This is a genomic window from Pseudomonas edaphica (assembly GCF_965277385.1).
Taxonomy (GTDB): Bacteria; Pseudomonadota; Gammaproteobacteria; order Pseudomonadales; family Pseudomonadaceae; genus Aquipseudomonas; species Aquipseudomonas edaphica.
This window is the reverse complement of the sequence record NZ_OZ255725.1, coordinates 4,205,444-4,228,223: the sequence shown is the minus strand read 5'-3', so window position 1 is coordinate 4,228,223 and position 22,780 is coordinate 4,205,444. Positions and strand designations below refer to the sequence as shown.

Annotated in this window: 22 protein-coding genes; 8 read left to right on the top strand and 14 right to left on the bottom strand. The window is 59.8% G+C overall.

Features of this window, described 5'->3' with window-relative positions:
* Positions 1 to 155: 155 nt before the first annotated feature.
* The 9 genes from msrQ to mrcB all read right to left on the bottom strand — a co-directional run bounded on the left by msrQ (position 156) and on the right by mrcB (position 9,976).
* Complete coding sequence (gene msrQ / locus ACQY47_RS19195; protein ID WP_428551047.1) at positions 156 to 776, bottom strand: protein-methionine-sulfoxide reductase heme-binding subunit MsrQ; 621 nt, start codon at positions 774 to 776, stop codon at positions 156 to 158.
* Complete coding sequence (msrP, locus tag ACQY47_RS19190; protein ID WP_017139219.1) at positions 776 to 1,789, bottom strand: protein-methionine-sulfoxide reductase catalytic subunit MsrP; 1,014 nt, start codon at positions 1,787 to 1,789, stop codon at positions 776 to 778. The genes msrQ and msrP overlap by 1 nt, the downstream gene beginning before the upstream one ends.
* A 63-nt stretch (positions 1,790 to 1,852) precedes the next feature.
* Complete coding sequence (gene pssA / locus ACQY47_RS19185) at positions 1,853 to 2,710, bottom strand: CDP-diacylglycerol--serine O-phosphatidyltransferase (RefSeq protein WP_056859782.1); 858 nt, start codon at positions 2,708 to 2,710, stop codon at positions 1,853 to 1,855.
* A 144-nt stretch (positions 2,711 to 2,854) separates the two neighbouring features.
* The gene (ilvC, locus tag ACQY47_RS19180) at positions 2,855 to 3,871 is read right to left on the bottom strand and encodes a ketol-acid reductoisomerase (RefSeq protein ID WP_003176099.1); all 1,017 of its coding nucleotides are present in this window, start codon (positions 3,869 to 3,871) and stop codon (positions 2,855 to 2,857) included.
* A gap of 47 nt (positions 3,872 to 3,918) precedes the next feature.
* Positions 3,919 to 4,410 (bottom strand): acetolactate synthase small subunit, encoded by a 492-nt coding sequence (gene ilvN, locus ACQY47_RS19175; RefSeq protein WP_003176102.1) that lies wholly within the window; start codon positions 4,408 to 4,410, stop codon positions 3,919 to 3,921.
* A 2-nt stretch (positions 4,411 to 4,412) separates the two neighbouring features.
* Complete coding sequence (locus tag ACQY47_RS19170) at positions 4,413 to 6,137, bottom strand: acetolactate synthase 3 large subunit (protein ID WP_099547656.1); 1,725 nt, start codon at positions 6,135 to 6,137, stop codon at positions 4,413 to 4,415.
* 431 nt (positions 6,138 to 6,568) lie between these two features.
* Positions 6,569 to 6,898 (bottom strand): YqcC family protein, encoded by a 330-nt coding sequence (locus ACQY47_RS19165; protein ID WP_236375200.1) that lies wholly within the window; start codon positions 6,896 to 6,898, stop codon positions 6,569 to 6,571.
* On the bottom strand, positions 6,898 to 7,635 hold the full coding sequence (locus tag ACQY47_RS19160) for a tetratricopeptide repeat protein (RefSeq protein WP_428551040.1): 738 nt from the start codon (positions 7,633 to 7,635) through the stop codon (positions 6,898 to 6,900). The genes ACQY47_RS19165 and ACQY47_RS19160 overlap by 1 nt, the downstream gene beginning before the upstream one ends.
* Positions 7,636 to 7,651: 16 nt before the next feature.
* The gene (gene mrcB / locus ACQY47_RS19155; RefSeq protein WP_428551037.1) at positions 7,652 to 9,976 is read right to left on the bottom strand and encodes a penicillin-binding protein 1B; all 2,325 of its coding nucleotides are present in this window, start codon (positions 9,974 to 9,976) and stop codon (positions 7,652 to 7,654) included.
* Between the two features lie 118 nt (positions 9,977 to 10,094).
* On the opposite strand from mrcB, the gene ACQY47_RS19150 reads away from it, so the two are divergent.
* The 3 genes from ACQY47_RS19150 (at position 10,095) to ACQY47_RS19140 (ending at position 12,564) form a co-directional block, all read left to right on the top strand.
* Positions 10,095 to 11,651 (top strand): AAA family ATPase, encoded by a 1,557-nt coding sequence (locus ACQY47_RS19150; RefSeq protein WP_428551034.1) that lies wholly within the window; start codon positions 10,095 to 10,097, stop codon positions 11,649 to 11,651.
* Positions 11,652 to 11,744: 93 nt separating this feature from the next.
* A complete protein-coding gene (locus ACQY47_RS19145) occupies positions 11,745 to 12,089 on the top strand; it encodes a pentapeptide repeat-containing protein (RefSeq protein ID WP_017139225.1) in 345 nt (114 codons plus the stop codon).
* A gap of 202 nt (positions 12,090 to 12,291) precedes the next feature.
* Positions 12,292 to 12,564 carry a TfoX/Sxy family protein gene (locus tag ACQY47_RS19140; protein ID WP_017139226.1) on the top strand — a complete coding sequence of 91 codons (273 nt, stop codon included), beginning with the start codon at positions 12,292 to 12,294 and terminating at the stop codon, positions 12,562 to 12,564.
* A gap of 243 nt (positions 12,565 to 12,807) precedes the next feature.
* Here ACQY47_RS19140 and ACQY47_RS19135 read toward each other — a convergent pair whose 3' ends face one another.
* The 3 genes from ACQY47_RS19135 to ACQY47_RS19125 are packed head-to-tail and all read right to left on the bottom strand — an operon-like array spanning position 12,808 to position 15,487.
* On the bottom strand, positions 12,808 to 13,575 hold the full coding sequence (locus ACQY47_RS19135; RefSeq protein WP_428551031.1) for a heme ABC transporter ATP-binding protein: 768 nt from the start codon (positions 13,573 to 13,575) through the stop codon (positions 12,808 to 12,810).
* Positions 13,575 to 14,612: a FecCD family ABC transporter permease gene (locus ACQY47_RS19130; RefSeq protein ID WP_099547649.1), complete on the bottom strand. Its 1,038-nt coding sequence runs from the start codon at positions 14,610 to 14,612 to the stop codon at positions 13,575 to 13,577. Before ACQY47_RS19130 ends, ACQY47_RS19135 begins: the two co-directional genes overlap by 1 nt.
* Positions 14,609 to 15,487: a heme/hemin ABC transporter substrate-binding protein gene (locus tag ACQY47_RS19125; protein ID WP_428551027.1), complete on the bottom strand. Its 879-nt coding sequence runs from the start codon at positions 15,485 to 15,487 to the stop codon at positions 14,609 to 14,611. The genes ACQY47_RS19130 and ACQY47_RS19125 overlap by 4 nt, the downstream gene beginning before the upstream one ends.
* A gap of 156 nt (positions 15,488 to 15,643) precedes the next feature.
* On the opposite strand from ACQY47_RS19125, the gene ACQY47_RS19120 reads away from it, so the two are divergent.
* Positions 15,644 to 15,961 carry a Rieske (2Fe-2S) protein gene (locus tag ACQY47_RS19120; protein WP_017139230.1) on the top strand — a complete coding sequence of 106 codons (318 nt, stop codon included), beginning with the start codon at positions 15,644 to 15,646 and terminating at the stop codon, positions 15,959 to 15,961.
* Here the strand turns inward: ACQY47_RS19120 and sfsA are convergent.
* Both sfsA and ACQY47_RS19110 read right to left on the bottom strand, forming a co-directional pair.
* Positions 15,958 to 16,671: a DNA/RNA nuclease SfsA gene (sfsA, locus tag ACQY47_RS19115; RefSeq protein WP_428551023.1), complete on the bottom strand. Its 714-nt coding sequence runs from the start codon at positions 16,669 to 16,671 to the stop codon at positions 15,958 to 15,960. The two genes, ACQY47_RS19120 and sfsA, sit on opposite strands and share 4 nt — an antisense overlap.
* Positions 16,671 to 17,843 (bottom strand): pyridoxal phosphate-dependent aminotransferase, encoded by a 1,173-nt coding sequence (locus ACQY47_RS19110; protein ID WP_428551020.1) that lies wholly within the window; start codon positions 17,841 to 17,843, stop codon positions 16,671 to 16,673. Before ACQY47_RS19110 ends, sfsA begins: the two co-directional genes overlap by 1 nt.
* A gap of 320 nt (positions 17,844 to 18,163) precedes the next feature.
* Between ACQY47_RS19110 and dksA the strand changes: the two genes are divergently transcribed.
* The 4 genes from dksA to ACQY47_RS19090 all read left to right on the top strand — a co-directional run bounded on the left by dksA (position 18,164) and on the right by ACQY47_RS19090 (position 22,767).
* The gene (gene dksA, locus ACQY47_RS19105) at positions 18,164 to 18,607 is read left to right on the top strand and encodes an RNA polymerase-binding protein DksA (protein WP_003194150.1); all 444 of its coding nucleotides are present in this window, start codon (positions 18,164 to 18,166) and stop codon (positions 18,605 to 18,607) included.
* Between the two features lie 95 nt (positions 18,608 to 18,702).
* Complete coding sequence (gene gluQRS / locus ACQY47_RS19100) at positions 18,703 to 19,590, top strand: tRNA glutamyl-Q(34) synthetase GluQRS (RefSeq protein ID WP_428551016.1); 888 nt, start codon at positions 18,703 to 18,705, stop codon at positions 19,588 to 19,590.
* A gap of 62 nt (positions 19,591 to 19,652) precedes the next feature.
* Positions 19,653 to 19,829, top strand: coding sequence for a hypothetical protein (locus ACQY47_RS19095; RefSeq protein WP_003176118.1), 177 nt, complete (start codon positions 19,653 to 19,655; stop codon positions 19,827 to 19,829).
* On the top strand, positions 19,813 to 22,767 hold the full coding sequence (locus ACQY47_RS19090; protein WP_017139235.1) for a sensor histidine kinase: 2,955 nt from the start codon (positions 19,813 to 19,815) through the stop codon (positions 22,765 to 22,767). Before ACQY47_RS19095 ends, ACQY47_RS19090 begins: the two co-directional genes overlap by 17 nt.
* The last annotated feature ends 13 nt before the right edge of the window (positions 22,768 to 22,780 follow it).

The window sequence follows — 22,780 nt, the reverse complement described above, 5'->3', positions numbered from 1 at the left end:
AACACCTCTTTTTCAACTTCCTTTTGGCTTCGATGAACTGAAGCAACTCGCTGCCGAAAACTTCGTAACTCGTTGTTTACCAAGGAGTTTTCCGTTTCGACTGCGCCGGAAGTGGGGCGAATTATAGACAGATATAAAACGCCGTCAATCCTTAATTACGCTTTTGTCGCAGAAAGTGGTTTTTTCGCAATAAGACGGGGAATCCGGCGCATCACTGGCGGGATCCGCAGCGCTAGCAGCAGCGCGCCTATAGATGCATAGATCGCCCATTCCTTCAGGTCAGCCCGCACAATCCACAACATGTGCAACAAACCAAGCCCAAGAATCACGTACACCAGGCGATGCAGCTTCTTCCAACGGCTACCCAACCGGCGCTGGCTATAGCGATTGGACGTTACTGCCAGCACCAATAAGCCAAGGAACCCCAACGCACCGACAATAATGTAGGGCCGCTTACGCAGCTCGACGCCGAACTGCGACCAATCCAGCCCGAGGATGAATACGCAGTACGCAGCCAGGTGCAGTGCCACATACGCAAAACACCACAACCCCAGCTGCCGACGCACGGCAATCCACCCTGCCCACCCGCTGAGTTTCTGCAACGGCGTCATACCTAGCGTTACCAGCAACAGGATCAGGGTCCCAAGCCCCAACCGATCCATCAACACTTTGCCTGGATCAGGCCCGAGCACAGAGCTCCACGCCTCATACAGCCAGAAAAATGGCCAGATCGCCGCGGCTATAAAGACGCCAATGCGCCAGATCGGATAACGCATCAGTAGTTCTTCCGCAGGTCGAGGCCCGTATAGAGAGAAGCGACCTCATCCGAATAGCCGTTGAACATCTGCGTCTCTCGCACATTCGGGCTGAACAGACCGCTCGGCAAACGACGCTCACGCGCCTGGGTCCAGCGAGGATGGTCGACGGTCGGGTTCACATTCGCGTAGAACCCATACTCATTGGCCGCAATGCTTTGCCAAGTCGTCTTTGGCTGCTCGCTGACCAGGCTGATCCGCACAATCGACTTCACGCTCTTGAAGCCGTACTTCCACGGCACTACCAGACGCAGTGGTGCACCGTTCTGGTTCGGCAACTCCCGCCCATACATACCCACAGCCAGGATCGCCAACGGATTCATTGCTTCATCCAGACGCAGCCCTTCTACATAGGGCCAGTCGATCAAGCCGAAGCTGGAGCGCTGTCCCGGCATGCTTTTGGGGTCCTGCAGCGTTTCAAAGCGGATGTACTTGGCTTTAGCGGTTGGTTCAACCTGCTTGAGCAAGGCTGAAATAGGAAAGCCCATCCACGGAATCACCATCGACCACGCCTCGACACAACGCAGTCGGTAGATACGCTCTTCCAATTGATAAGGCTTCATGAAGTCTTCCAGGGCATAGCGCCCAGGTTTACCGACTTCCCCATCGATCACCACACTCCAGGGTTCGGTCTTGAGTGAACCGGCGTTCTTCGCCGGGTCGCCCTTGTCCGTACCGAACTCATAGAAGTTGTTGTAGTGGGTGGCGTCCTTGAACGGGGTGATGGCTTCGTCTTTTACCGTAACCGCCTGCCATTGGGTGCTGGGCAGCTTATCTGCAAACCAGCCCGGGGCATTGCCCGGCTCGACATCGGCATAACGCGCGGCATCTTCGGCACTCGCCCAACGCGGCAACGCAGTGGCCGCAACACCGGCCAGCGCACCACCGAGCAAGCTGCGACGCGAAAGATAGAAAGATTCAGGCGTGACATCCGATTCATGACAATCGGACGCTTTGGGGATCTTGATTAACATGGCAACTCCGCAGCATTGGAGAACTGATGCACCAATAGACTGCGGAGTATGGGGGAAATTACATTAAGGCAATGTTTTGTCGCGGCGCAGATGCAGCAGGTACTGAATCGGCCCCGACGCGGCATACACCAGGAACGCCAGCAGCAGAATACGTGGCGGATCACTGAACACGACCGCAAACACCAGCACCACCACCAGGATAGCCACGAAAGGCACGCGCCCCTTGAGGTCAAACTCCTTGAAGCTGTTGTACTTGATGTTGCTGACCATCAGCATGCCAGCGGCTGCAACCATCAAGGCTACCAGGAACGACATCTTCGAACCCTGGATGCCGTAGTCACTGAACGCCCAGACGATACCTGCCACCACACCTGCCGCCGCCGGGCTGGCCAGGCCGATGAAGTAACGCTTGTCAGCAGTACCCACTTGGGTGTTAAAGCGCGCCAAACGCAACGCCGCGCCGGCGACATAGATGAAGGCAACCATCCAGCCGACCTTGCCCATATCACCCAGCGCCCAGGCAAATGCCAGCAATGCCGGCGCAACGCCGAAAGCCACCATGTCCGACAGCGAGTCGTACTCGGCACCGAAAGCGCTTTGGGTATTGGTCATGCGCGCCACCCGGCCATCCAGGCCGTCGAGCACCATGGCCACGAAGATGGCGATAGCCGCAAAGCCGAAATACTTGCTGGCACTCGCCGCATCACCCGCCGCCAATGCGCTTTGCGCACTCATGGAGTTGATGATGGAGTAGAACCCGGCAAACAGGTTCGCCGTGGTGAACAGATTGGGCAGAAGATAGATACCACGATGCCGGACCTTGCGACCTTCCGCATCATGCCCTTCTTCGACATGCTCATCGATCGGTAGCAGGCTTTCGGCGTCAGAGGCCTGGTTTGGCTCTTCGGGACGTTCGGTCATGGACTTTACCTTGCAACGGTGTGAAAAGAATTCGACAAATACTTGCAGCGCGTGTTCGCCCGCAAACGATGCAGCTTTATACCAGAACCCGCCCCCAAACGAAAAAACGCGGCCTAAGCCGCGTTTTTTCTGGATACGTACGACTTAGTTTTTGGCTTTGTCGACGATCTTGTTGGCACCGATCCACGGCATCATGGAGCGCAGTTGCTCGCCGATCACTTCGATACCGTGAGCGGCGTTGTTACGACGCTTGGCGGTCATCGAAGGGTAGCCGGTAGCGCCTTCGCTGATGAACATTTTGGCGTATTCGCCGTCCTGAATACGTTTCAGGGCGTTGCGCATAGCCTGACGGGACTCGGCGTTGATGACTTCCGGGCCGGTCACATACTCACCGTATTCGGCGTTGTTGGAGATCGAGTAGTTCATGTTGGCGATACCGCCTTCGTACATGAGGTCAACGATCAGCTTCAGTTCGTGCAGGCATTCGAAGTAGGCCATTTCTGGCGCGTAGCCAGCTTCAACCAGGGTTTCAAAACCGGCTTTGACCAGCTCAACGGTACCGCCGCACAGTACGGCTTGCTCGCCGAACAGGTCGGTTTCGGTCTCGTCCTTGAAGGTGGTTTCGATGATGCCGGTACGACCGCCACCAACACCAGCAGCGTAGGACAATGCCACGTTCTTGGCGTTGCCGGATGCGTCCTGGTAGATCGCGATCAGGTCAGGGATGCCGCCGCCTTTGACGAACTCGGAGCGCACGGTGTGGCCCGGCGCTTTCGGCGCGATCATGATCACGTCGAGGTCAGCGCGTGGCACAACCTGGTTGTAGTGAATCGCGAAGCCGTGGGAGAAGGCCAGGGTGGCGCCTTTCTTGATGTTTGGCTCGATTTCGTTCTTGTAGAGCGCGGACTGGAATTCGTCCGGGGTCAGGATCATGACCAGGTCGGCAGCGGCAACGGCGGAAGCAACGTCAGTCACTTTCAGGCCGTGGGCTTCAGCCTTGGCAACAGTGGCCGAGCCTTTGCGCAGGCCAACAGTCACGTCAACGCCGGAATCTTTCAGGTTGCACGCTTGGGCGTGGCCCTGGGAACCGTAGCCGATGATGGCGACTTTCTTGCCCTGGATGATCGACAGGTCACAATCTTTATCGTAATAAACTTTCATGAGGTTCCTCTATATATCCAGGCCGTAAGGCCATTCGCTAATTTGGGTTAGATGCTGAGTACTTTGTCGCCACGGGCAATCCCGGTGACACCACTGCGTACGGTTTCCAGAATCGAGGCCGTCCCGATCGACTGGATGAAGCTGTCCAGCTTGTCGCTTGTACCGGTCAGTTGAACGGTATAAACGCTGGCGCTCACATCGACGATCTGCCCGCGATAAATGTCGGTGGTGCGTTTGATCTCGGCACGTTGGGCACCCGTGGCCTTGACCTTGACCAGCATCAGCTCGCGCTCGATGTGGGCACTTTCCGACAGGTCGACCAGCTTGACCACTTCGATCAGCTTGTTGAGGTTCTTGGTGATCTGCTCGATCACCTCATCGTGACCAACAGTAGTCAACGTCAGGCGCGACAGGGTCGGGTCTTCGGTCGGCGCCACGGTCAGGCTTTCGATGTTGTAGTTGCGTTGCGAAAACAGGCCGACAACACGAGACAGAGCGCCGGGTTCGTTCTCCAGAAGCAGGGAGATAATGTGCCGCATGATTAGGTACGCTCCGTCTTGTTCAGCCACATGTCGCGCATAGAGCCGTCTTTGATCTGCATCGGGTAGACGTGCTCGCTGGTGTCCACTTGAATATCGAGGAACACCAGGCGGTCCTTCATGGCGAACGCCTCTTCCATCTTCGGCTTCAGATCTTTCAAATCGGTGATGCGCATGCCGACGTGGCCGTAGGCTTCAACCAACTTGATGAAATCCGGCAGCGATTCCATGTAGGAATGGGAGTGACGGCTGTTGTAGCTCATGTCCTGCCACTGACGAACCATGCCCAGCACGCCGTTGTTCAAGCACACGATCTTCACCGGAAGACCGTACTGCAGGCACGTCGACAGTTCCTGGATGTTCATCTGGATGCTGCCCTCACCCGTCACGCAGGCGACGTCGGTGTCCGGGAAGCTCAGTTTCACACCCATGGCCGCCGGGAAACCAAAGCCCATCGTGCCCAGGCCACCGGAGTTGATCCAGCGGTTAGGCTTGTCGAACTTGTAGTACTGCGCAGCGAACATCTGGTGCTGGCCCACGTCGGAGGTCACAAAGGCGTCGCCCTTGGTTACTTCGCACAGGGTTTCGATCACGGTTTGTGGCTTGATGATGCTGCCGTCGCCCTTGTCATAAGGGAACAGGCCGCGGTCGCCGCGCCATTCGTCGATCTGCTTCCACCAGCTGGCAACCGATTCCTTGTTCGGCGTTTCGCCGATGTCCTTGAGCGCCGCAACCATTTCGGTCAGCACGCTTTCTACCGGACCTACGATCGGCACGTCGGCCTTGATGGTCTTGGAGATGGACGCCGGGTCGATGTCGATGTGGATGATCTTGGCATTCGGGCAAAACTTGCTCGGTCCGTTGATCACACGGTCATCAAACCGCGCGCCCACCGCCAGGATGACGTCGGCGTGGTGCATGGCCAGGTTGGCGGTGTAGCTGCCGTGCATGCCGAGCATGCCGACGAACTGACGGTCCGTACCCGGGAATGCGCCGAGGCCCATCAAGGTGTTGGTCACTGGCAGGTTAAGCAGCTTGGCCAGCTCGGTCAAAGGTGCAGAACCGCCGCCCAGAATCACGCCGCCGCCGGAGTACAGCACTGGGCGCTTGGCCGCCAAGAGCATTTCTGCCGCCTTGCGGATTTGCCCCGAGTGCCCACGAACGGCCGGGCTGTAGGAACGCAGCTTGGCTTTTTTCGGGAAGACGTATTCGAACTTTTCCGCCGGGTTGGTCATGTCTTTCGGGATATCGACCACCACAGGGCCCGGGCGACCGGACTGTGCGAGGTAGAAGGCCTTTTTCATGACTTCCGGGATTTCCGACGCATGCTTGATCATGAAACTGTGTTTCACGATCGGCCGGGAAATACCGATCATGTCGGTTTCCTGGAATGCATCGGTGCCGACCATGGTGCTGGGCACCTGGCCAGAAATGATCACCATCGGGATGGAGTCCATATAGGCAGTCGCGATGCCGGTAATGGCATTGGTTGCGCCTGGGCCGGACGTTACCAGTACCACACCGGCTTTACCGGTGGCACGGGCGTAGCCGTCAGCCATATGGGTCGCGGCCTGTTCGTGGCGAACCAGGATGTGGGTAACAGCCGGTTCCTTGAACAGTGCGTCGTAAACATGCAGCAGAGCACCACCTGGGTACCCGTAGATATAGTCGACGCCTTCGTCACGCAAAAAGCGGACGAGCATCTCACCGCCAGATAAAAGCTCCACGTTGTTCACCTCTAAAACGCCAGAATACCGTCCGTTAAAAACCGACGGGTCTTAATAGGTTTACTTCTCAACAGAGCATGAGCGACGGTGGTCGCCGACTACGTCAGCACTGACTGAGCAAGTATTGGGATCGTCCCAAGTGTTGCGGGCTTTTCCCACCCAGCGCGAGGTAACGCGTTGCGGGTGTTACAGGTCGGCGCGGATATGCGCCTCATGATCTGCTGAGCGGGCCTGCTTCTGGCAGTCCCGATACAGCGGACTTTGGATTCTTCTGTTTCAGCCCCTTCAAGTCAAGCAATAATTGCGCTTTTTTCCAACTAAGCGCATGAGAACGAAGATTAAAGGGGTTTGAGGAGGGATAAAACTCGCCTGAATGTCGTCAAGCGGTAGAAATGTGCGCAAGACTGCCGAAAAACCCGGCAGTCAGGCAATTAACGAGCGTCGACGATCAATTGGTCGAACTTTTTCAGCGCATTGCGTAAGCCAATGCTTTCAAGCGGGCGATCGGCGTAAACCATCTCCGCCATCTCGAGGATCCCCGATGCATTGGGCAATGGCAGGTCCTGCTCGAGGATCTGCTTCATGCGCACCAGGAAGATCCATTGCAGCCACTGGTGAAAGTCCAGTGTGTCCACCGAAAACGGCTCGACGCTGCCAAGCGCTTCAGCGCTGGGGGGCACTTCGTCCCACCAACCCTGCACACGTAACTCACGCTCAATCAGCAACAGCTGTTCGGCAATTGCCGGAAACCGTGCATCCATCAGAGGCTGACCTTGGCTTTTTGCCGCGCCTGGGCAGCACCGGCGGCGTCGCCTTGTGCGGCACGCGCGTCACCAATCAAAGCCCACAGGTTGGCTTGCAGGTCGGGGCGACCGTTGGCCAGGGTCAGGCCGCGACGGGCGAACTGCTCGGCTTGCGGCGCGTCGCCCTGGGCCATACGCACTTGTGCCAGGCGATACAGCACTTGCGGCTCACGCGGCGCCACACGCTGGGCACGCTCAAGGCTCGACGATGCCCCGTTCAGGTCACCACCGGCCTGTTGCTGCTGGGCGGTGGTCAGCAAAGCCAGCACCGGCCCGTCCAGTTGCTCGTCAGCCGACAGGCCACCCGCGTTAGACGCCGACGGAATACCGCTCGGCGTGGACGGCGGCATGTTGTAAGTGCCCTGGTTGATCGGCGCCGTCTGGATCGGCGCGGAGTTGGCCGGCCCCGAAGTGCTTGGCCCTGGCGTCCAAGGCTCGGCACTGATCGGCGCCGACGTCGCAGCACCGCCGCCCGGCACCATCACCACCACGCCCGAATCCTGCGGTATGGCCTGAGGCGTGGCTTGGGCAGGACGCTTGACCACGGTCTGACGGAAACCGCCAGTGGCCGAGATACGGTCGTTATTGGAAACGTTCGTGCTTGAGTCCACCACGGGAATCGAACCGCGCTGCACGCTGGAGCAACCGCCGAGCATAACCAAGGCGGTAATAGCTGGAATCCACAACTTGTTCACTTGAAACCCTCTTTGCTTAATGCATCCAGCCCTTGACCCAATCCATCACCGAATCCGCGTCAGCGGGGGCACTGCCACCGCACGCAGCACCGGCGGGTGGCTCGCTGCCGCGAATATACGGCATCTGTACCGCGCCCGGACAGTTGGCATCGGAACCCTGCCCGGTATGCGGATCAATCCAGGCCTGCACGATGTTGTCCGGCTGCGGCATGTTAAGCGGCAACGGATCGGCCTTGCGCATGAAACTGGTCCACACCTGCAGCGCACCGGTCGCACCAGTGAACGGGGTTTTGCCGTTATCGTCGCGGCCCAGCCAGACCACGGCCAGCACATCCTGGCCGAAGCCTGCGAACCAGCTGTCGCGCGAATCGTTACTGGTGCCGGTCTTGCCCGCCAGCGTCAGGTTCGACGGCAGCACGCTGTAGACCGAACGCCCGGTGCCTTCACGCATCACGCGCTGCATGGCGTTCTGGATCAGATAGATGGAACCTGCGTCAAAGCGCTGCTGGATCTGGAACGGGTAACGCTTGAGCGGTTCGCCATCGGCGGTCAGCACACTGCGAATGCCGCGCATCGGGGTATTGAAGCCACCGTTGGCGAGGGTCTGGTACATCGTCGCCACTTCCATCGGGGTCATGGCGCCAGCGCCCAGCAGCATCGAGGGGAACGCCGGGAACTCACGGGTGATGCCCAGTCGCCCCAGGGTTTTCAGCACATTCGGCACGCCCACTTCAAGCCCAAGGCGCGAGGTGGAGATGTTGTAGGAATGTGCCAGGCCCTGGTACAGGAACACGGTGCCGTGGGAGCGACGATCAAAGTTCTGCGGCGTCCACACCTGGCCATCCGCCCCTTTGACCGACAGCGGGTCATCCGACAGCCAACTGGTCAGCGTGTATTTGCTTGGTTTTTCCAGGGCCGCGAGGTAGACCGCTGGCTTGACCAGCGAACCGATTGGCCGCACCGCATCCAGCGCACGGTTGAAACCGGCAAAACTGGCCTGGCGGCTGCCGATCATGGCCTGCACTTCACCGGTTTCCGGGTTGGTCACGACCATGGCTGCTTCGACTTCATCCGAACCTTTACGGCCGGTCAGGCGTTTGAAGGTGTCGTTGACCGACGCTTCGGCTTTCATCTGCAGGATCGGGTCGAAACTGGTAAAGATCCGCAGGCCTTCTTCGGTCAAGTCTTCGTCGCGGTAATCTTCACGCAACTGGCGTTTGACCAAGTCGATAAAGCCCGGGAATGAACTGTCGGCCAGCTTGCCGCGCGTGGTCACACCCAGTGGCATTTTTTTCGCCGCCGCGACTTGTTCAGCGGTGGCTACGCCTTGCTGTTCAAGTACATCCAACACCAGGTTACGGCGCTCAAGCGCACGTTCCGGGTTGCGGCGCGGGTTGTAATAGGACGGCCCCTTGACCATCCCCACCAGCAACGCGACTTGATGCAATTTCAATTCGGACAAGGGCTGGCCAAAGAAGAACTGGCTGGCCAAGCCGAAACCGTGCACCGCGCGCTGGCCGTCCTGGCCGACGAACACTTCGTTGAGGTACGCCTCTAGAATCTCCTGCTTGCTGTAATGCAGTTCCAGCAGCATGGCCATCATGGCTTCGGTGAGTTTACGGGTGAGGCTGCGCTCGTTGGTCAGGTAGAAGTTCTTGACCAATTGTTGCGTGAGCGTACTGCCGCCCTGGGTCATCTTGCCGCCGGACGTGTTGACCCAGATGGCGCGGGCAATCGACTTGGGCGACACACCCCAGTGGCTGTAGAAATCGCGGTCTTCCACGGCGATCAGCGTATCGAGCAGGTACGGCGGCACCTGATCAAGCTTGATCAGGATGCGATCTTCAAGGTTCTTGGGGTAAATACCGCCGATCAACAGCGGTTCCAGGCGCACCACGGGCAACTTGGAGCCATTGAGCGACGACAGTTCGGCAACGTAATCGCCGGAGAAGCGCACGCGCACCGGCTGGGCTTTCTCCAGGCCTTCATAGAACTGGAAGCCACGGGTATTCAAATCGACGGTATTGCCGCTGACAGCAGCGGCGCCGGGGCCATTGCTCACGGGTTCGCGGCGATAGCCCAAGGCGTCGAGTTCGGTAAGGAAGTCTTCCTTGCTCAGCTTTTGGCCGGTGAACAATTCCAGCGGGCGTGCGTATACCTTGGCCGGGATGGTCCAGCGCTTGCCGGAGAATTTCTCCTGCACCACGGCGTCGAGGTACACCGCGAAGCCTGCGAGCACCACAAGGCCTACCAGGCTCAGCTTGATGGCCCAGCCCAGCCACGGGCGCAGGCCGCGTGAAGGAGGTTTTTTACGGGAACGGGGAGATCGGGTTCGAGTCATGGCGGCGGATTATACGCACTTTATTGAGGATCAACATGAGCCGGACAGCGGTTTGCACGACCGACTGTAACCGCCATAATGCCGGCCATGATTTCCCCCAGACTTTGAAGGATCGCCCGTGAGCCAGTCCCTGATCGCTGCCCTGCAAAACCCGGCTTTGTATCCCCATCCGGTTGAAGCGTTTCAAGTCATTGAGACCCATATTTCATGGGTCATACTGACCGGCCGCTATGCTTATAAGCTGAAGAAGCCGATGAACTTCGGCTTCCTGGATTTCACCCAACTGGATGACCGCGGCCACTTCTGCCGCGAAGAGCTGCGCCTCAATCAGCGCCTGACCGAAGATTTGTATCTTGACGTGTTGCCAATCACCGGCAGCGCCGAAGCCCCGCAATTGGGCGGTGATGGCCCAATCATCGAATACGCGCTGAAAATGCGCCAATTCCCGCAGAGCCAGCTGCTCAGTACACTGCAAGCCAATGGCGAGGTCACCAGCGCGCACATTGATGATATGGCCAAGCAGATTGCGCACTTCCACCTCACTGCGCCGAAAGTGCCGCAAGACCACCCCGCCGGCACGCCGGATGAGGTGATGGCACCGGTTCGCCAGAACTTCGACCAGATCCGCCCGTTCCTCAGCGACAAAGCCGACCTGGCTCAACTCGAAGCCCTGCAAGCCTGGGCCGAAGCCAGCTTCGAACGCCTCAAGCCACTGCTGGCCCAACGCAAACTCGAAGGTTTCACCCGTGAGTGTCACGGTGATATCCACTTGGGCAACGCCACCCTGATCGATGGCCAGGTGGTGATCTTCGACTGCATCGAGTTCAACGAGCCGTTCCGCTTCACCGATGTGTATGCCGACACGGCCTTTCTGGCGATGGACCTGGAAGACCGCGGCCTCAAATCCCTGGCGCGCCGTTTTATCAGCCAGTACCTGGAGCTGACCGGCGACTATCAGGGCCTGGAAGTGCTGAACTTCTATAAAGCCTACCGTGCACTGGTGCGCGCCAAGGTGGCGCTGTTCAGCATGCCGAGCGAGGCCAGCCCGGTGCAACGCGCCACCACCCTGCGCCAATACCGCAACTATGCGAACCTGGCGGAAAGCTACAGCACTATTCCATCGCGCTTCCTGGCGATAACCCACGGTGTTTCGGCCGTCGGTAAAAGCCACGTGGCCATGCGTCTGGTGGAAGCCTTGGGTGCCGTGCGCCTGCGTTCGGATGTGGAACGCAAGCGCCTGTTTGGCGAACAAAAGGTCGAGAACACCCCGCAAGCCGGTATCTACGCCGCCGAAGCCAGCGCTGCCACCTACGCTCGGCTCAACGAAATCGCCGATACCGTCTTGCGTGCCGGCTACCCGGTAGTGCTGGACGCGACCTTCCTGAAAAGCGCACAACGCGACGCCGCCGCCAAGATTGCCGAGGCAACCGGTGCGCCCTTCCTGATCCTTGATTGCAACGCACCGCAAGCCGTTATCGCCAGCTGGCTGGCGCAACGTCAGGCGGATAAAAACGATCCTTCCGACGCGACGCTCACCATTATCGAAGAACAGCAGGCCAACCGTGACCCGCTGACCGCCGAAGAGCTGCTGCTGAGCAAACGCGTGGAAACCAACGAAAGCGGCACACTCGACGCTCTGGTAGCGCACATTCGCCAGCGCCTGCCCGGCCTGTAAGAAATATTTCTTGGTCGTGTCACCGATCTTCGGTGCACGACCGAGCAATAGTGGCACTATAATGGCGTCATAATTCCAACAGGAGTCGCCGTCATGAGTCAGCCCAAGCTTCTTGATACTCCGCTCTACGCACTCCTGCATAAAGACGACATCCGCGGCTTCAACCAGGAACGCCCCAAAGACGGCCCCATCGACATGCGTGGTGGCGACTTCCGGGGGTTGGACCTGCGTGACCTGAACGCCACGGGCGTGGATTTCACCGACGCCTACTTCCGCTCTGCCGACCTGCGCGGCCTGGACCTGCGCGAGTGCTCGCTGGAAGGCGCCAGCCTGGCCCATGCGCAGATTTCCGGCACCTACTTCTCCCCCGAACTGACGGCTGACGAAATCCTCATGTCGGTCAATTTCGGCACTCGTTTGCGCTACCGCACCAAGTAACTTCATCTTTCGGGCCCCAGCTACGCCTCACGCGTAGCGGCGCCTCCTGCCTGCTTGTCGGCAACACCCTCAAAAATTCTTATAAGCTTTTCAGCCGTTCCTGACCAAAGAACCACGCTTTTCCTACTGAGCGCTACACTCCTTTTCAGGCTTGCCTGGTCACGATACCCACCGCACCATTCGGCCGTCGCAAGGAGGCTTGATGAACGATGAGCTGCAACACCTGAAAAACCTGGGCAAGACGTCGGCGCAGTGGCTGCATGCGGTGGGCATCCACAGCGCGTCCGACTTACGTCGCCTGGGAGCTGTCGATGCCTACCGAGCCGTGCGCACTCGCGGGTTTCGTGCCTCGAAAGTGCTGCTGTATGCAATCGAGGGAGCCTTGATGGACGTGCATTGGAACGACATCCCGACGGAACGCAAGGAGGCATTGAACCGTCAGTTGGAAGCGATTTCAGCGCGTCAGAAAATTTAGGTCTGCAAGAATCCCCAATGTTTATGGGCAGTTCGAACACGTGTTTGAGAAAAACGGCAGATCGTTGAAAAACAGATGTTGACTCTCAAATGAGAATCGTTATGATTATCACAACTGGTCGCGAGATCAGCCGATAACTGAAAGACCATTGGTTCGGACTCTCAGATTATCTCCTCATCAGGCTAATCACGGTTATTTGACCCGGCTCTTGCCGGGTCTTTTTTTACCTGTAAAAAAGCCGATTCAGCGCGCAATGATCAACGGATGCCCACGCTCCGGGTGCGGCTGTACCAGCACCTCCAAACCAAACACCGCCTTAAGTGGCTCGGGCCGCATCACCTGCGCCGGCGTATCCAACGCGTGTGGGCGCCCCTGCTCCAGCAACAGAATTCGGTCGCAATAACGCGCCGCCAGGTTCAGGTCATGGAGAATCACCAGCACCGCAGCGCCGCGATCCGCGAATGTACGTATAGCTTGCAGGGTCGTGTGTTGGTGCAAGGGGTCAAGCATCGAGGTCGGCTCATCCAACAGCAGCGTCTGCCCGGCTTCCCCCGGCCATAACTGCGCCAACACTCGCGCCAGATGCACACGCTGGCGTTCGCCGCCCGACAGCGCCAGGTAGCTGCGCCCGCTTAAATGGCCCACGTCTGCCGCGTGCAGCGCCGCCTCGATGATTTCGTCATCACGCACGCGTCCGGTCTGATGGGGCAAGCGGCCCATGCCTACAACCTCCTCGACACGAAATGCGAAATCCAGCGTGGAAGTCTGCGGCAACACTGCCAAACGTTGGGCACGTTGCGGCCCGCTCCAGTCCGTCAAGGCTTGCTGATCCAGCCACACCTTGCCCTGATCCGGCTTCAGCTCGCCGCACAACGCACCGAGCAGCGTGCTCTTGCCTGCTCCGTTAGGGCCGAGCACAGCGAGCACTTCACCCGGCAGCAAGTCCAGGGTGACATCCGCCAGCACGGTTTTATCGCCACGCCGGACCTGCAACGCTTCTACTCGCAGCATCAGGCGCGCCCTCGCAACAATAAATAAAGAAAAAACGGCGCGCCGATAAAGGCCGTCACGATGCCGATCGGCAGTTCAGCCGGCGCCAGCGCCAGGCGCGCCACCAGGTCAGCAAACAGCAACAGGCTCGCACCCGCGAGTACAGACGCCGGCAACAACACCCGATGATCCGGCCCGGCCAACAAGCGCACCAGATGCGGCACCACCAGCCCGACAAACCCGATCATGCCCGCCGCCGCTACCGCTGCGCCCACACCCAGGGCTGTGCAGAACACCAGTTCACGCTTGAGCCCTTCAACATCGATCCCAAGGTGATTGGCCTCGGACTCACCCAGCAGCAGTGCATTCAAGGCTTTTGCCCGACGCGGCAACCACAACGCCACACCGGCGCTCACCAACAGCAATGGCCACAACCGCGAATAGCTGGCGCCATTGAGGCTGCCAAGATTCCAGAACGTCAGTGTGCGCAAGGTGGCGTCATCGGCCAGATAGGTAAACAACCCCACCGCCGAACTGGCCAGGGCGGTAAGCGCGATACCGGCAAGCAGCATCGTTGCAACGTTGGTCTGGCCGTTGCGGCGCCCCAGGCGATAGACCAGGGCAGTGACGCCCAAACCGCCAAGAAACGCGCACAACGACAGCAGATAAGGCCCGAACGCATCCGGCAGGCCACCAAAAAAAGAACCGCCGACGATCGCAATCGCCGCCCCGAGCGCCGCGCCGCTGGACACACCGACCAACCCCGGATCGGCCAGCGGGTTGCGAAACAAGCCCTGCATCGCCACACCCGACAATGCCAGCACACCACCTACCGCCAAACCCAGCAAGGTTCGCGGCAAACGAATCTGCCCCAGGATCAATTCGGCCTGCTCCAGGCCCTGGGCTTCAATCGGTACGCCCATCAGGCGCAAGGCGGCCTTGAGCGTATCCAGCAACGGCAGGCTGACCGGCCCCAGGGCCAGTGAAAGCCAGATTGCCAGAAGGCATAACAGCGCCAGCCCGATAAACAGCGTTTTCGGTTTAACCAGAGTCGTCATGGGGCAGGTTTAGCCTGGGACGGATAAAACCCGGCAGACAATTGCACCAGGCTTTGCGGCAGACGCGGCCCGAGCCCGCCGACCAGCAGGGTCGGGTCCAGCTCAAACACGCGGCCATTCTTGGCGGCCGGGGTCGACGCCAGAATCGGGTTTTCCTTGAACAAGGCCGCCCGCGCCGCATCACCGGTGAGGGCGCGATCAGCAAACACCAGCACATCAGGGCTCAGCCCGGCCAGCGACTCCACCGAAAACGGCTTATAGCCCGTGTGGGTCGCCAGGTTATGCCCGCCCGCCTGCTGCAACATCCAATCGGCGGCCGTGTCCTTGCCTGCAATCAGCGGTTTGCCACCTGCATGCCCTAGCAACAAAAGCACACCCGGCGCCTTTTGCGTGGCCTGGGCCTTGGTGACCCAGGCTTGCTGCTGATCCAGCTTTTGTTCATATCCGGTAAACAATTCGTTGGCCTTGGCTTCATCACCCAACAGCTTGCCCAAGTGCTGAAGGTTGCCTTTCAAGGTCGGCAAATCCGGCTCTGCCGAGAACATCTCCACCTGCACGCCCGCGCCGCGAATTTGCGCCAGCACCGTCGGTGGGCCCATCTCTTCAGTCCCGACCAGAACCTGCGGACGCAGGCTTAAAATCCCTTCCGCCGACAGTTGCCGCTGATAACCGATGCTCGGCAACGCCTTGAGCGATTCTGGATGCTGGCTGGTGGTATCCACCCCCACCAGCTTTGACTCCCCGCCCAGCGCCGTGACCCATTCCGATAGCGCCCCACCGGCGCTGACCCAGCGTTGCGGCAGTTCAGAGGCTTGCGCCCCGTGGTTGACCAGCAGTGAGGCAACAAGCGCAATAGCGCTGGTACTCAGGCGCATAACAGGGTTTCCTTCCAAGGGCGGGGCCACTCAAGCACTCATGGATGTGACAGATAAACCCTGTCTGGCATCGTACAGAGCACCCAATCAGCTAACGGGCGAATCCGGCATTTGATAATTGTTTGCATTTGAACGTCAAGGCACTTAAGGATTGTTATGAAGCTTCTCTGCCCCTCAGATGCCCTGGCGCCCAACAGCAGCCGTGGTTTTGAAATAGACGGTTGCAAAGTGTTGGCCGTGCGCCGTGACGGCGTGGCGTACTTCTACCTCAACCGCTGCCCCCATCGCGGCATCCCGCTGGAATGGCAGCCCGACCAGTTCCTGGACAGCAGCGCCAGCCTGATCCAGTGCGCCACCCACGGCGCCTTGTTCCTGATCGAAAGCGGCGAGTGCATCGCCGGGCCGTGCGCGGGCCAAAGCCTTAAAGCCCTGCCCGGCCGTGAAGACGCGCAAGGCCTGTGGGTGCAACTCTAGTCGCCGATCATCACGTCCAGGCGCCGGTCGATGATAATTTCCTGCGGCGTGACCCGCGCACCATAGGCCAACACCTCCACACCGGCCGCCTTGGCCTCGCGCAGCGCAGCGGCGTAGCCCGCATCGATTTCCACCGCCGGGCGTACAGCGTCGATCCCCGACAAGTTCACGCAATACAACTGCACCGCACGCACGCCCTCACGCGCCAGGTGTGCCAACTCGCGCAAATGCTTGGCGCCACGTTGGGTCACCGCGTCGGGAAACGCTGCCACAGCCGACCCGTCGAAGCCCAAGGTGACGCTTTTGACTTCCACATATGCCGCCCCTTGTGGGTACTCCAGGCGAAAATCGATACGACTTTTTTCCTGGCCGTAAGGCACTTCGCGCTTCAAGGCAGTAAAACCGTTGAGCTCAGTGATCACCCCGGCGCGTAACGCTTCTTCCACCAATTGGTTGGCGCGCGCAGTGTTGACGCATGCCAGCCGGCCTTGGGGGGTTTCGGCAATTTCCCAGGTACCCGGCAATTTACGCTTGGGGTCTGTGGAGCGACTGAACCAGACCTGGCCGCCCTCCACCATGCAATTGAGCATCGAGCCGGTGTTGGGGCAGTGAATGGTCAGCAACTCGCCGGTCAGCGTTTCGATATCGGTGAGAAAGCGCTTGTAGCGGCGGATCAGCCGCCCTTCTTCGAGGGGAGGATGAAAGCGCATCAGCCTTGCCAGCTCCGCAAGCCACGGGCGATGCGTTCCACCGCCTCCTGTAGCCGATCGAGGTTTTGCGTGTAGGCAAAACGCACATGATGGCCGGCCTGATAACGACCAAAATCCAGGCCCGGCGTAAACGCCACATGCTCGATTTCAAGGAAATGACGGCAAAACGCGAAGGCATCACCGCCGAACGCGCTGATATCGGCGTACAAGTAGAACGCGCCTTCGGGCTCTACGGCGATGCCGAAACCCAACTCGCGCAAGGCTGGCAGCAGGAAATCCCGGCGGCGCCCGAACTCGGCGCGGCGCTCTTCCAGAATGCTCAGGGTTTGCTCGGTGAAACACGCCAGCGCCGCGTACTGGGCCATGCTCGGCGCGCTGATGTAGAGGTTCTGCGCCAGCTTCTCCAATTCGCCCACTGCCGCCGGGGGCGCCACCAGCCAACCGAGGCGCCAGCCGGTCATGCCGAAATACTTCGAAAAACTATTTAAGACGAAGGCATCGTCGTCGACTTCCAGCACGCTGGCGGCATCGGTGCCGTAGGTGAGGCCGTGATAGATCTCGTCCACCACCAAATGGCCGTTACGCGCCTTGATTGCACTCGACAACCCCGCCAGTTCGTCGCGGGTCAGAATGGTGCCGGTCGGGTTGGCTGGTGAGGCCACCAGCGCGCCAACGCTGTCTGCATTCCAGTGTTTGGCCACCAGCTCAGCGGTCAATTGGTAGCGCACGTCCGGGCCAACCGGCACCAACTGCGCCGCGCCTTCCACCAGCCGCAGGAAATGTCGGTTACACGGGTAGCCTGGGTCCGCCAACAGCCAATGCTTGCCCGGATCGACCAGCAGGCTGCTGGCCAGCAGCAACGCGCCAGAGCCACCGGGCGTGATCAGGATGCGCTCAGGGTCGACGCTCAGGCCGTAGCGCTGCTGGTAAAAACCACTGATGGCCTGGCGCAGTTCGGGCAGCCCACGGGCCGCGGTATAGCGCGTCTTGCCGTTGGCCAGCGCGGCCTGGCCAGCCTGGATAATCGGCTCGGCCGTGGTGAAATCCGGCTCGCCGATCTCCAGGTGGATAACATCATGGCCAGCCGCCTGCAGCTCATTGGCTCGCGCCAGTAACGCCATAACGTGAAAAGGTTCGATGGCGCGACTGCGCGCACTGTAGGGCTGGGCCATTAGCCTTCCTTAACGGTGAGGACAAAATTCGGATTCTACCGAACCCGCGCGGTAAAACATGCTCTATTGCCTGCTCGGTCCTCCGTGATGAACCGGGCAAGCGCCTGCAAAACGACTAAAATCAACATTCGAGGCACGCTATACCCAGCCATGGCGGGCCATGACAGTTTGCAAGCCTGCCACGTTGGGCCTCGACAACCGGGAGTGGCGCACCCCGAATCTATCTGGTAAGTTCGCCCGCTTGCAGCCGCAGGGCCGGCAGGTGTCGGTGACGTTGCAATCCTGCGCAATGGATTAGAAGAGTGAGAGGCGGTCTATTCATGTCCACCCAAGCAAAGCAACAGCAGACTCAAGGCCTCGGCGGCTTCGAACCCTATGTGGAAAAAAAGGGCGAGGAGTACATGGGCGAGCCCATGCGCGAGCACTTCACCAAGATCCTGAACAAGTGGAAACAGGACTTGATGCAGGAGGTTGATCGTACCGTTGACCACATGAAGGACGAAGCAGCCAACTTTCCTGATCCGGCCGACCGTGCGAGCCAGGAAGAAGAGTTCGCCCTTGAACTGCGAGCGCGTGATCGAGAGCGCAAGCTGATCAAGAAGATCGACAAGACCCTGCAACTGATCAAGGACGAGGAATACGGCTGGTGCGAATCCTGCGGCGTCGAGATTGGTATTCGTCGCCTGGAAGCCCGCCCAACCGCGGACCTGTGCGTAGACTGCAAGACCTTGGCTGAAATCAAGGAAAAACAGGTCGGCAAGTAACCCTGCCGGGCTGAACGCGACAAACAAAAAATGGGGCGTGCAAACGCTCCATTTTTGTTTCTGGCGTTCAGCGGTTTTCCAGTAGTATCCGGCCCATGACAGCCTCTACTTATATCGGGCGTTTCGCCCCCACGCCCAGCGGCCACCTGCACTTCGGTTCGCTGGTTGCCGCCCTCGCCTCCTACCTCGATGCCCGCGCCAATCACGGCCGCTGGCTGATGCGCATGGAAGACCTCGACCCACCCCGTGAAGAACCCGGCGCCCAGGCGGCGATCCTGCACGCCCTGGAAAGCTATGGCTTTGAGTGGGATGGGGAACTGGTCCGGCAAAGCGAGCGGCATGAGGCCTACGCCAAAGTCTTGAACGACATGTTCAACCACGGCCTGGCTTACGCCTGTACCTGCTCGCGTAAACAATTGGAGCCCTACCACGGGATCTATCCAGGCCTGTGCCGAAACCTCGGGCACGAACAGCAAGACGCGGCGATCCGCCTGCGCGTTCCGGAGCTGGAGTATCACTTTACCGACCGCGTGCAAGGCGAATTCCGACAGCACCTGGGCCGTGATGTGGGCGATTTCATCATCCGCCGTCGCGATGGCCTGTATGCCTACCAACTGGCAGTGGTACTCGACGATGCCTGGCAAGGTGTCACCGACATCGTGCGCGGCGCCGACCTGCTCGATTCCACGCCGCGCCAGCTTTACCTGCAGGAACTGCTGGGTCTGCGCCAACCGCGCTACCTGCACGTGCCGCTGATCACCCAGCCGGACGGCAACAAGCTGGGCAAATCCTACCGCTCGCCGCCGTTGACACCCGACCAGGCCACACCTTTGCTATTGAGAGCGTTGCGCGCCCTCGGCCAGCAACCCGGCAGCGAACTGCTGCACGCCAGCCCACGGGAACTGCTGGATTGGGGCATTGCACACTGGGACGCCAGCCAGATTCCGCGCACACTCACGCTGGCCGAAGCGCAATTGAGCTGAAGGCGCTTGCAGCTTGCCAAGCATCCGTTACCATCGCGGCAGTTTTTTAATCAGAGGCCAACATGTACATCTATCGATTGGTCCTGCTGCTGGTCGTCGGGATCTACCTGTTTTCCCCGGCCATCATGGATTGGTGGATCGACGCCACGGGCGCCTGGTATCGCCCTTATCTGCTGTGGTTGATCCTGATCGTCGTGACTTTCATCCTGCAGAGCCAAAAAGATGCCGATGAGCTTTAGCCTCACCCAGATGCTGCTGATCAGCGCCGCCTACCTGGCCGCGTTGTTCGGGGTTGCCTGGATCAGTGAGCGCGGAATGATTCCGCGGGCGATCATTCGCCATCCGTTGACCTACACCTTGTCCCTGGGCGTCTACGCCAGCGCCTGGGCATTTTATGGCACGGTGGGGCTGGCCTATCAGTATGGCTACGGCTTTCTGTCCAGCTACCTGGGCGTGTCCGGCGCGTTCCTGCTGGCGCCGGTGTTGCTGTACCCGATCCTGAAAATCACCCGCACCTATCAGCTGTCGTCCCTGGCGGACTTGTTTGCCTTCCGCTTTCGCAGCACCTGGGCCGGCGCGCTGACCACGATTTTCATGCTGATCGGCGTGCTGCCGTTGCTGGCCCTGCAGATCCAGGCGGTGGCGGACTCCATCAGCATCCTCACCCGCGAACCGGTGCAGCACCGCGTTGCCCTGGCTTTTTGCGCACTGATCACGCTGTTCACGATTTTCTTCGGCTCACGCCATATCGCCACCCGCGAGAAACACGAAGGCCTGGTGTTTGCGATTGCCTTCGAGTCGGTGATCAAGCTGATCGCCATCGGCGGTGTCGGCCTGTATGCGCTGTATGGCGTATTCGACGGGCCGCAACAGTTGGAGTTGTGGTTGCTGCAAAACCAGACCGCCCTCGCCGCTTTGCACACGCCGTTGCAGGAAGGCCCATGGCGCACGCTGCTGCTGGTGTTCTTTGCCTCGGCCATCGTGATGCCGCACATGTACCACATGACCTTCACCGAGAACCTCAACCCGCGCTCATTGGTCAGCGCCAGCTGGGGTTTGCCGTTATTCCTGCTGCTGATGAGCCTGGCGGTGCCGCTGATCCTGTGGGCCGGCCTCAAGCTCGGCGCCACCACCAACCCCGAATACTTCACCCTTGGCGTCGGTATTGCCGCCAACAGCAAATCCCTCGCATTGCTGGCTTACGTGGGCGGTTTGTCGGCGGCCAGTGGCTTGATCATCGTCACCACGCTGGCACTCTCCGGCATGGCGCTCAATCACCTGGTGCTGCCGCTGTATCAGCCGCCAGCCGAAGGTAATATCTACCGCTGGCTGAAATGGACGCGCCGCGCGCTGATCGTCGCCATCATCATGGCCGGCTATGGCTTCTACCTGCTGCTGGGCGCTGGGCAAGATCTGGCCAACCTCGGCATCGTCGCGTTTGTGGCGACCTTGCAGTTCTTGCCGGGTGTGTTGTCGGTGCTGTACTGGCCAACCGCCAACCGTCGCGGCTTTATCGCCGGGCTGCTGGCAGGCATTCTGGTGTGGATGGTGACCATGCTGCTGCCGCTGGTCGGCAACCTGCAGGGTTTCTACATTCCGCTGCTGAACATGATCTACGTGCTGGATGACACCAGCTGGCACATGGCAGCGATCGCCTCGTTGGCCGCCAACGTGCTGATGTTTACCCTGATCTCGCTGTTCACCAACGCCAGCCCCGAAGAAACCAGCGCCGCCGAAGCCTGCGCGGTGGACAACGTGCGCCGCCCGCAACGCCGCGAGCTGCACGCCGCCTCACCGCAAGAGTTCGCCACCCAACTGGCCAAGCCGCTGGGCGCCAAGGCTGCGCAAAAGGAAGTCGAGCAGGCGCTGCGCGACCTTTACCTGCCGTTTGACGAGCGCCGGCCCTACGCCCTGCGCCGTTTGCGCGACCGCATTGAGGCCAACCTGTCCGGCCTGATGGGGCCGAGCGTGTCCCAGGACATGGTGGAAACCTTCTTGCCCTACAAGGCCGGCGGCGAAAATTACGTCACCGAAGACATCCATTTCATCGAGAGCCGGCTGGAGGATTACCACTCACGCCTCACCGGTCTCGCCGCCGAACTCGATGCCCTGCGCCGCTATCACCGTCAAACCCTTCAGGAGCTGCCGATGGGCGTGTGTTCCCTGGCCAAGGATCAAGAGATCCTGATGTGGAACAAGGCGATGGAAGAACTCACCGGCATCGCCGCACAACGTGTTGTGGGTTCGCGCCTGAATACCTTGGGCGACCCTTGGAAAGAACTGTTGCAAGGCTTTATCAACCTGCCCGACGAGCACTTGCACAAACAGCACCTGGCGCTGGACGGCCAGACCCGCTGGCTCAATCTGCACAAAGCGGCGATCGACGAGCCGCTGGCGCCGGGCAACAGTGGCCTGGTGCTGCTGGTGGAGGACCTGACCGAAACCCAGATGCTCGAAGACAAGCTGGTGCACTCCGAACGCCTGGCCAGCATCGGTCGCCTGGCCGCGGGTGTGGCCCATGAAATCGGCAACCCGATCACCGGTATCGCGTGCCTGGCGCAAAACCTGCGCGAAGAGCGCGAAGAAGACGCTGAAATCACCGAAATCAGCGGGCAGATCCTCGAGCAGACCAAGCGCGTGTCACGCATCGTGCAGTCGCTGATGAGCTTCGCCCACGCCGGCGCCCATCAGAACCATGACGAAGCGGTGTGCCTGGCGGAAGTGGCGCAGGATGCCATTGGGCTGCTGGCCTTGAACCGGCGCAATTTCGAAGTACAGTTTTTTAACCTGTGCGACCCGGACCACTGGGTTGACGGCGACTCCCAACGCTTGGCGCAGGTGCTGATCAACCTGCTTTCAAACGCCCGTGACGCAACGCCCGCCGGCAGTGCGGTACGCGTCAAGAGCGAGGCTTTCGAGCACACGGTCGACCTGATCGTGGAGGACGAAGGCAGCGGTATTCCACAGAACATCATGGATCGATTGTTCGAACCTTTCTTCACCACCAAGGACCCGGGTGAAGGTACCGGTCTGGGCCTTGCACTGGTCTATTCCATCGTTGAAGAGCATTATGGACAAATCACCATCGACAGCCCGGCTGACACCGAAAGCCAACGCGGCACCCGTATTCGGGTGACCTTGCCGCGTCATGTCGAAGCGACGTCCGCTGTGAACTGAGACCGTCGAGAGA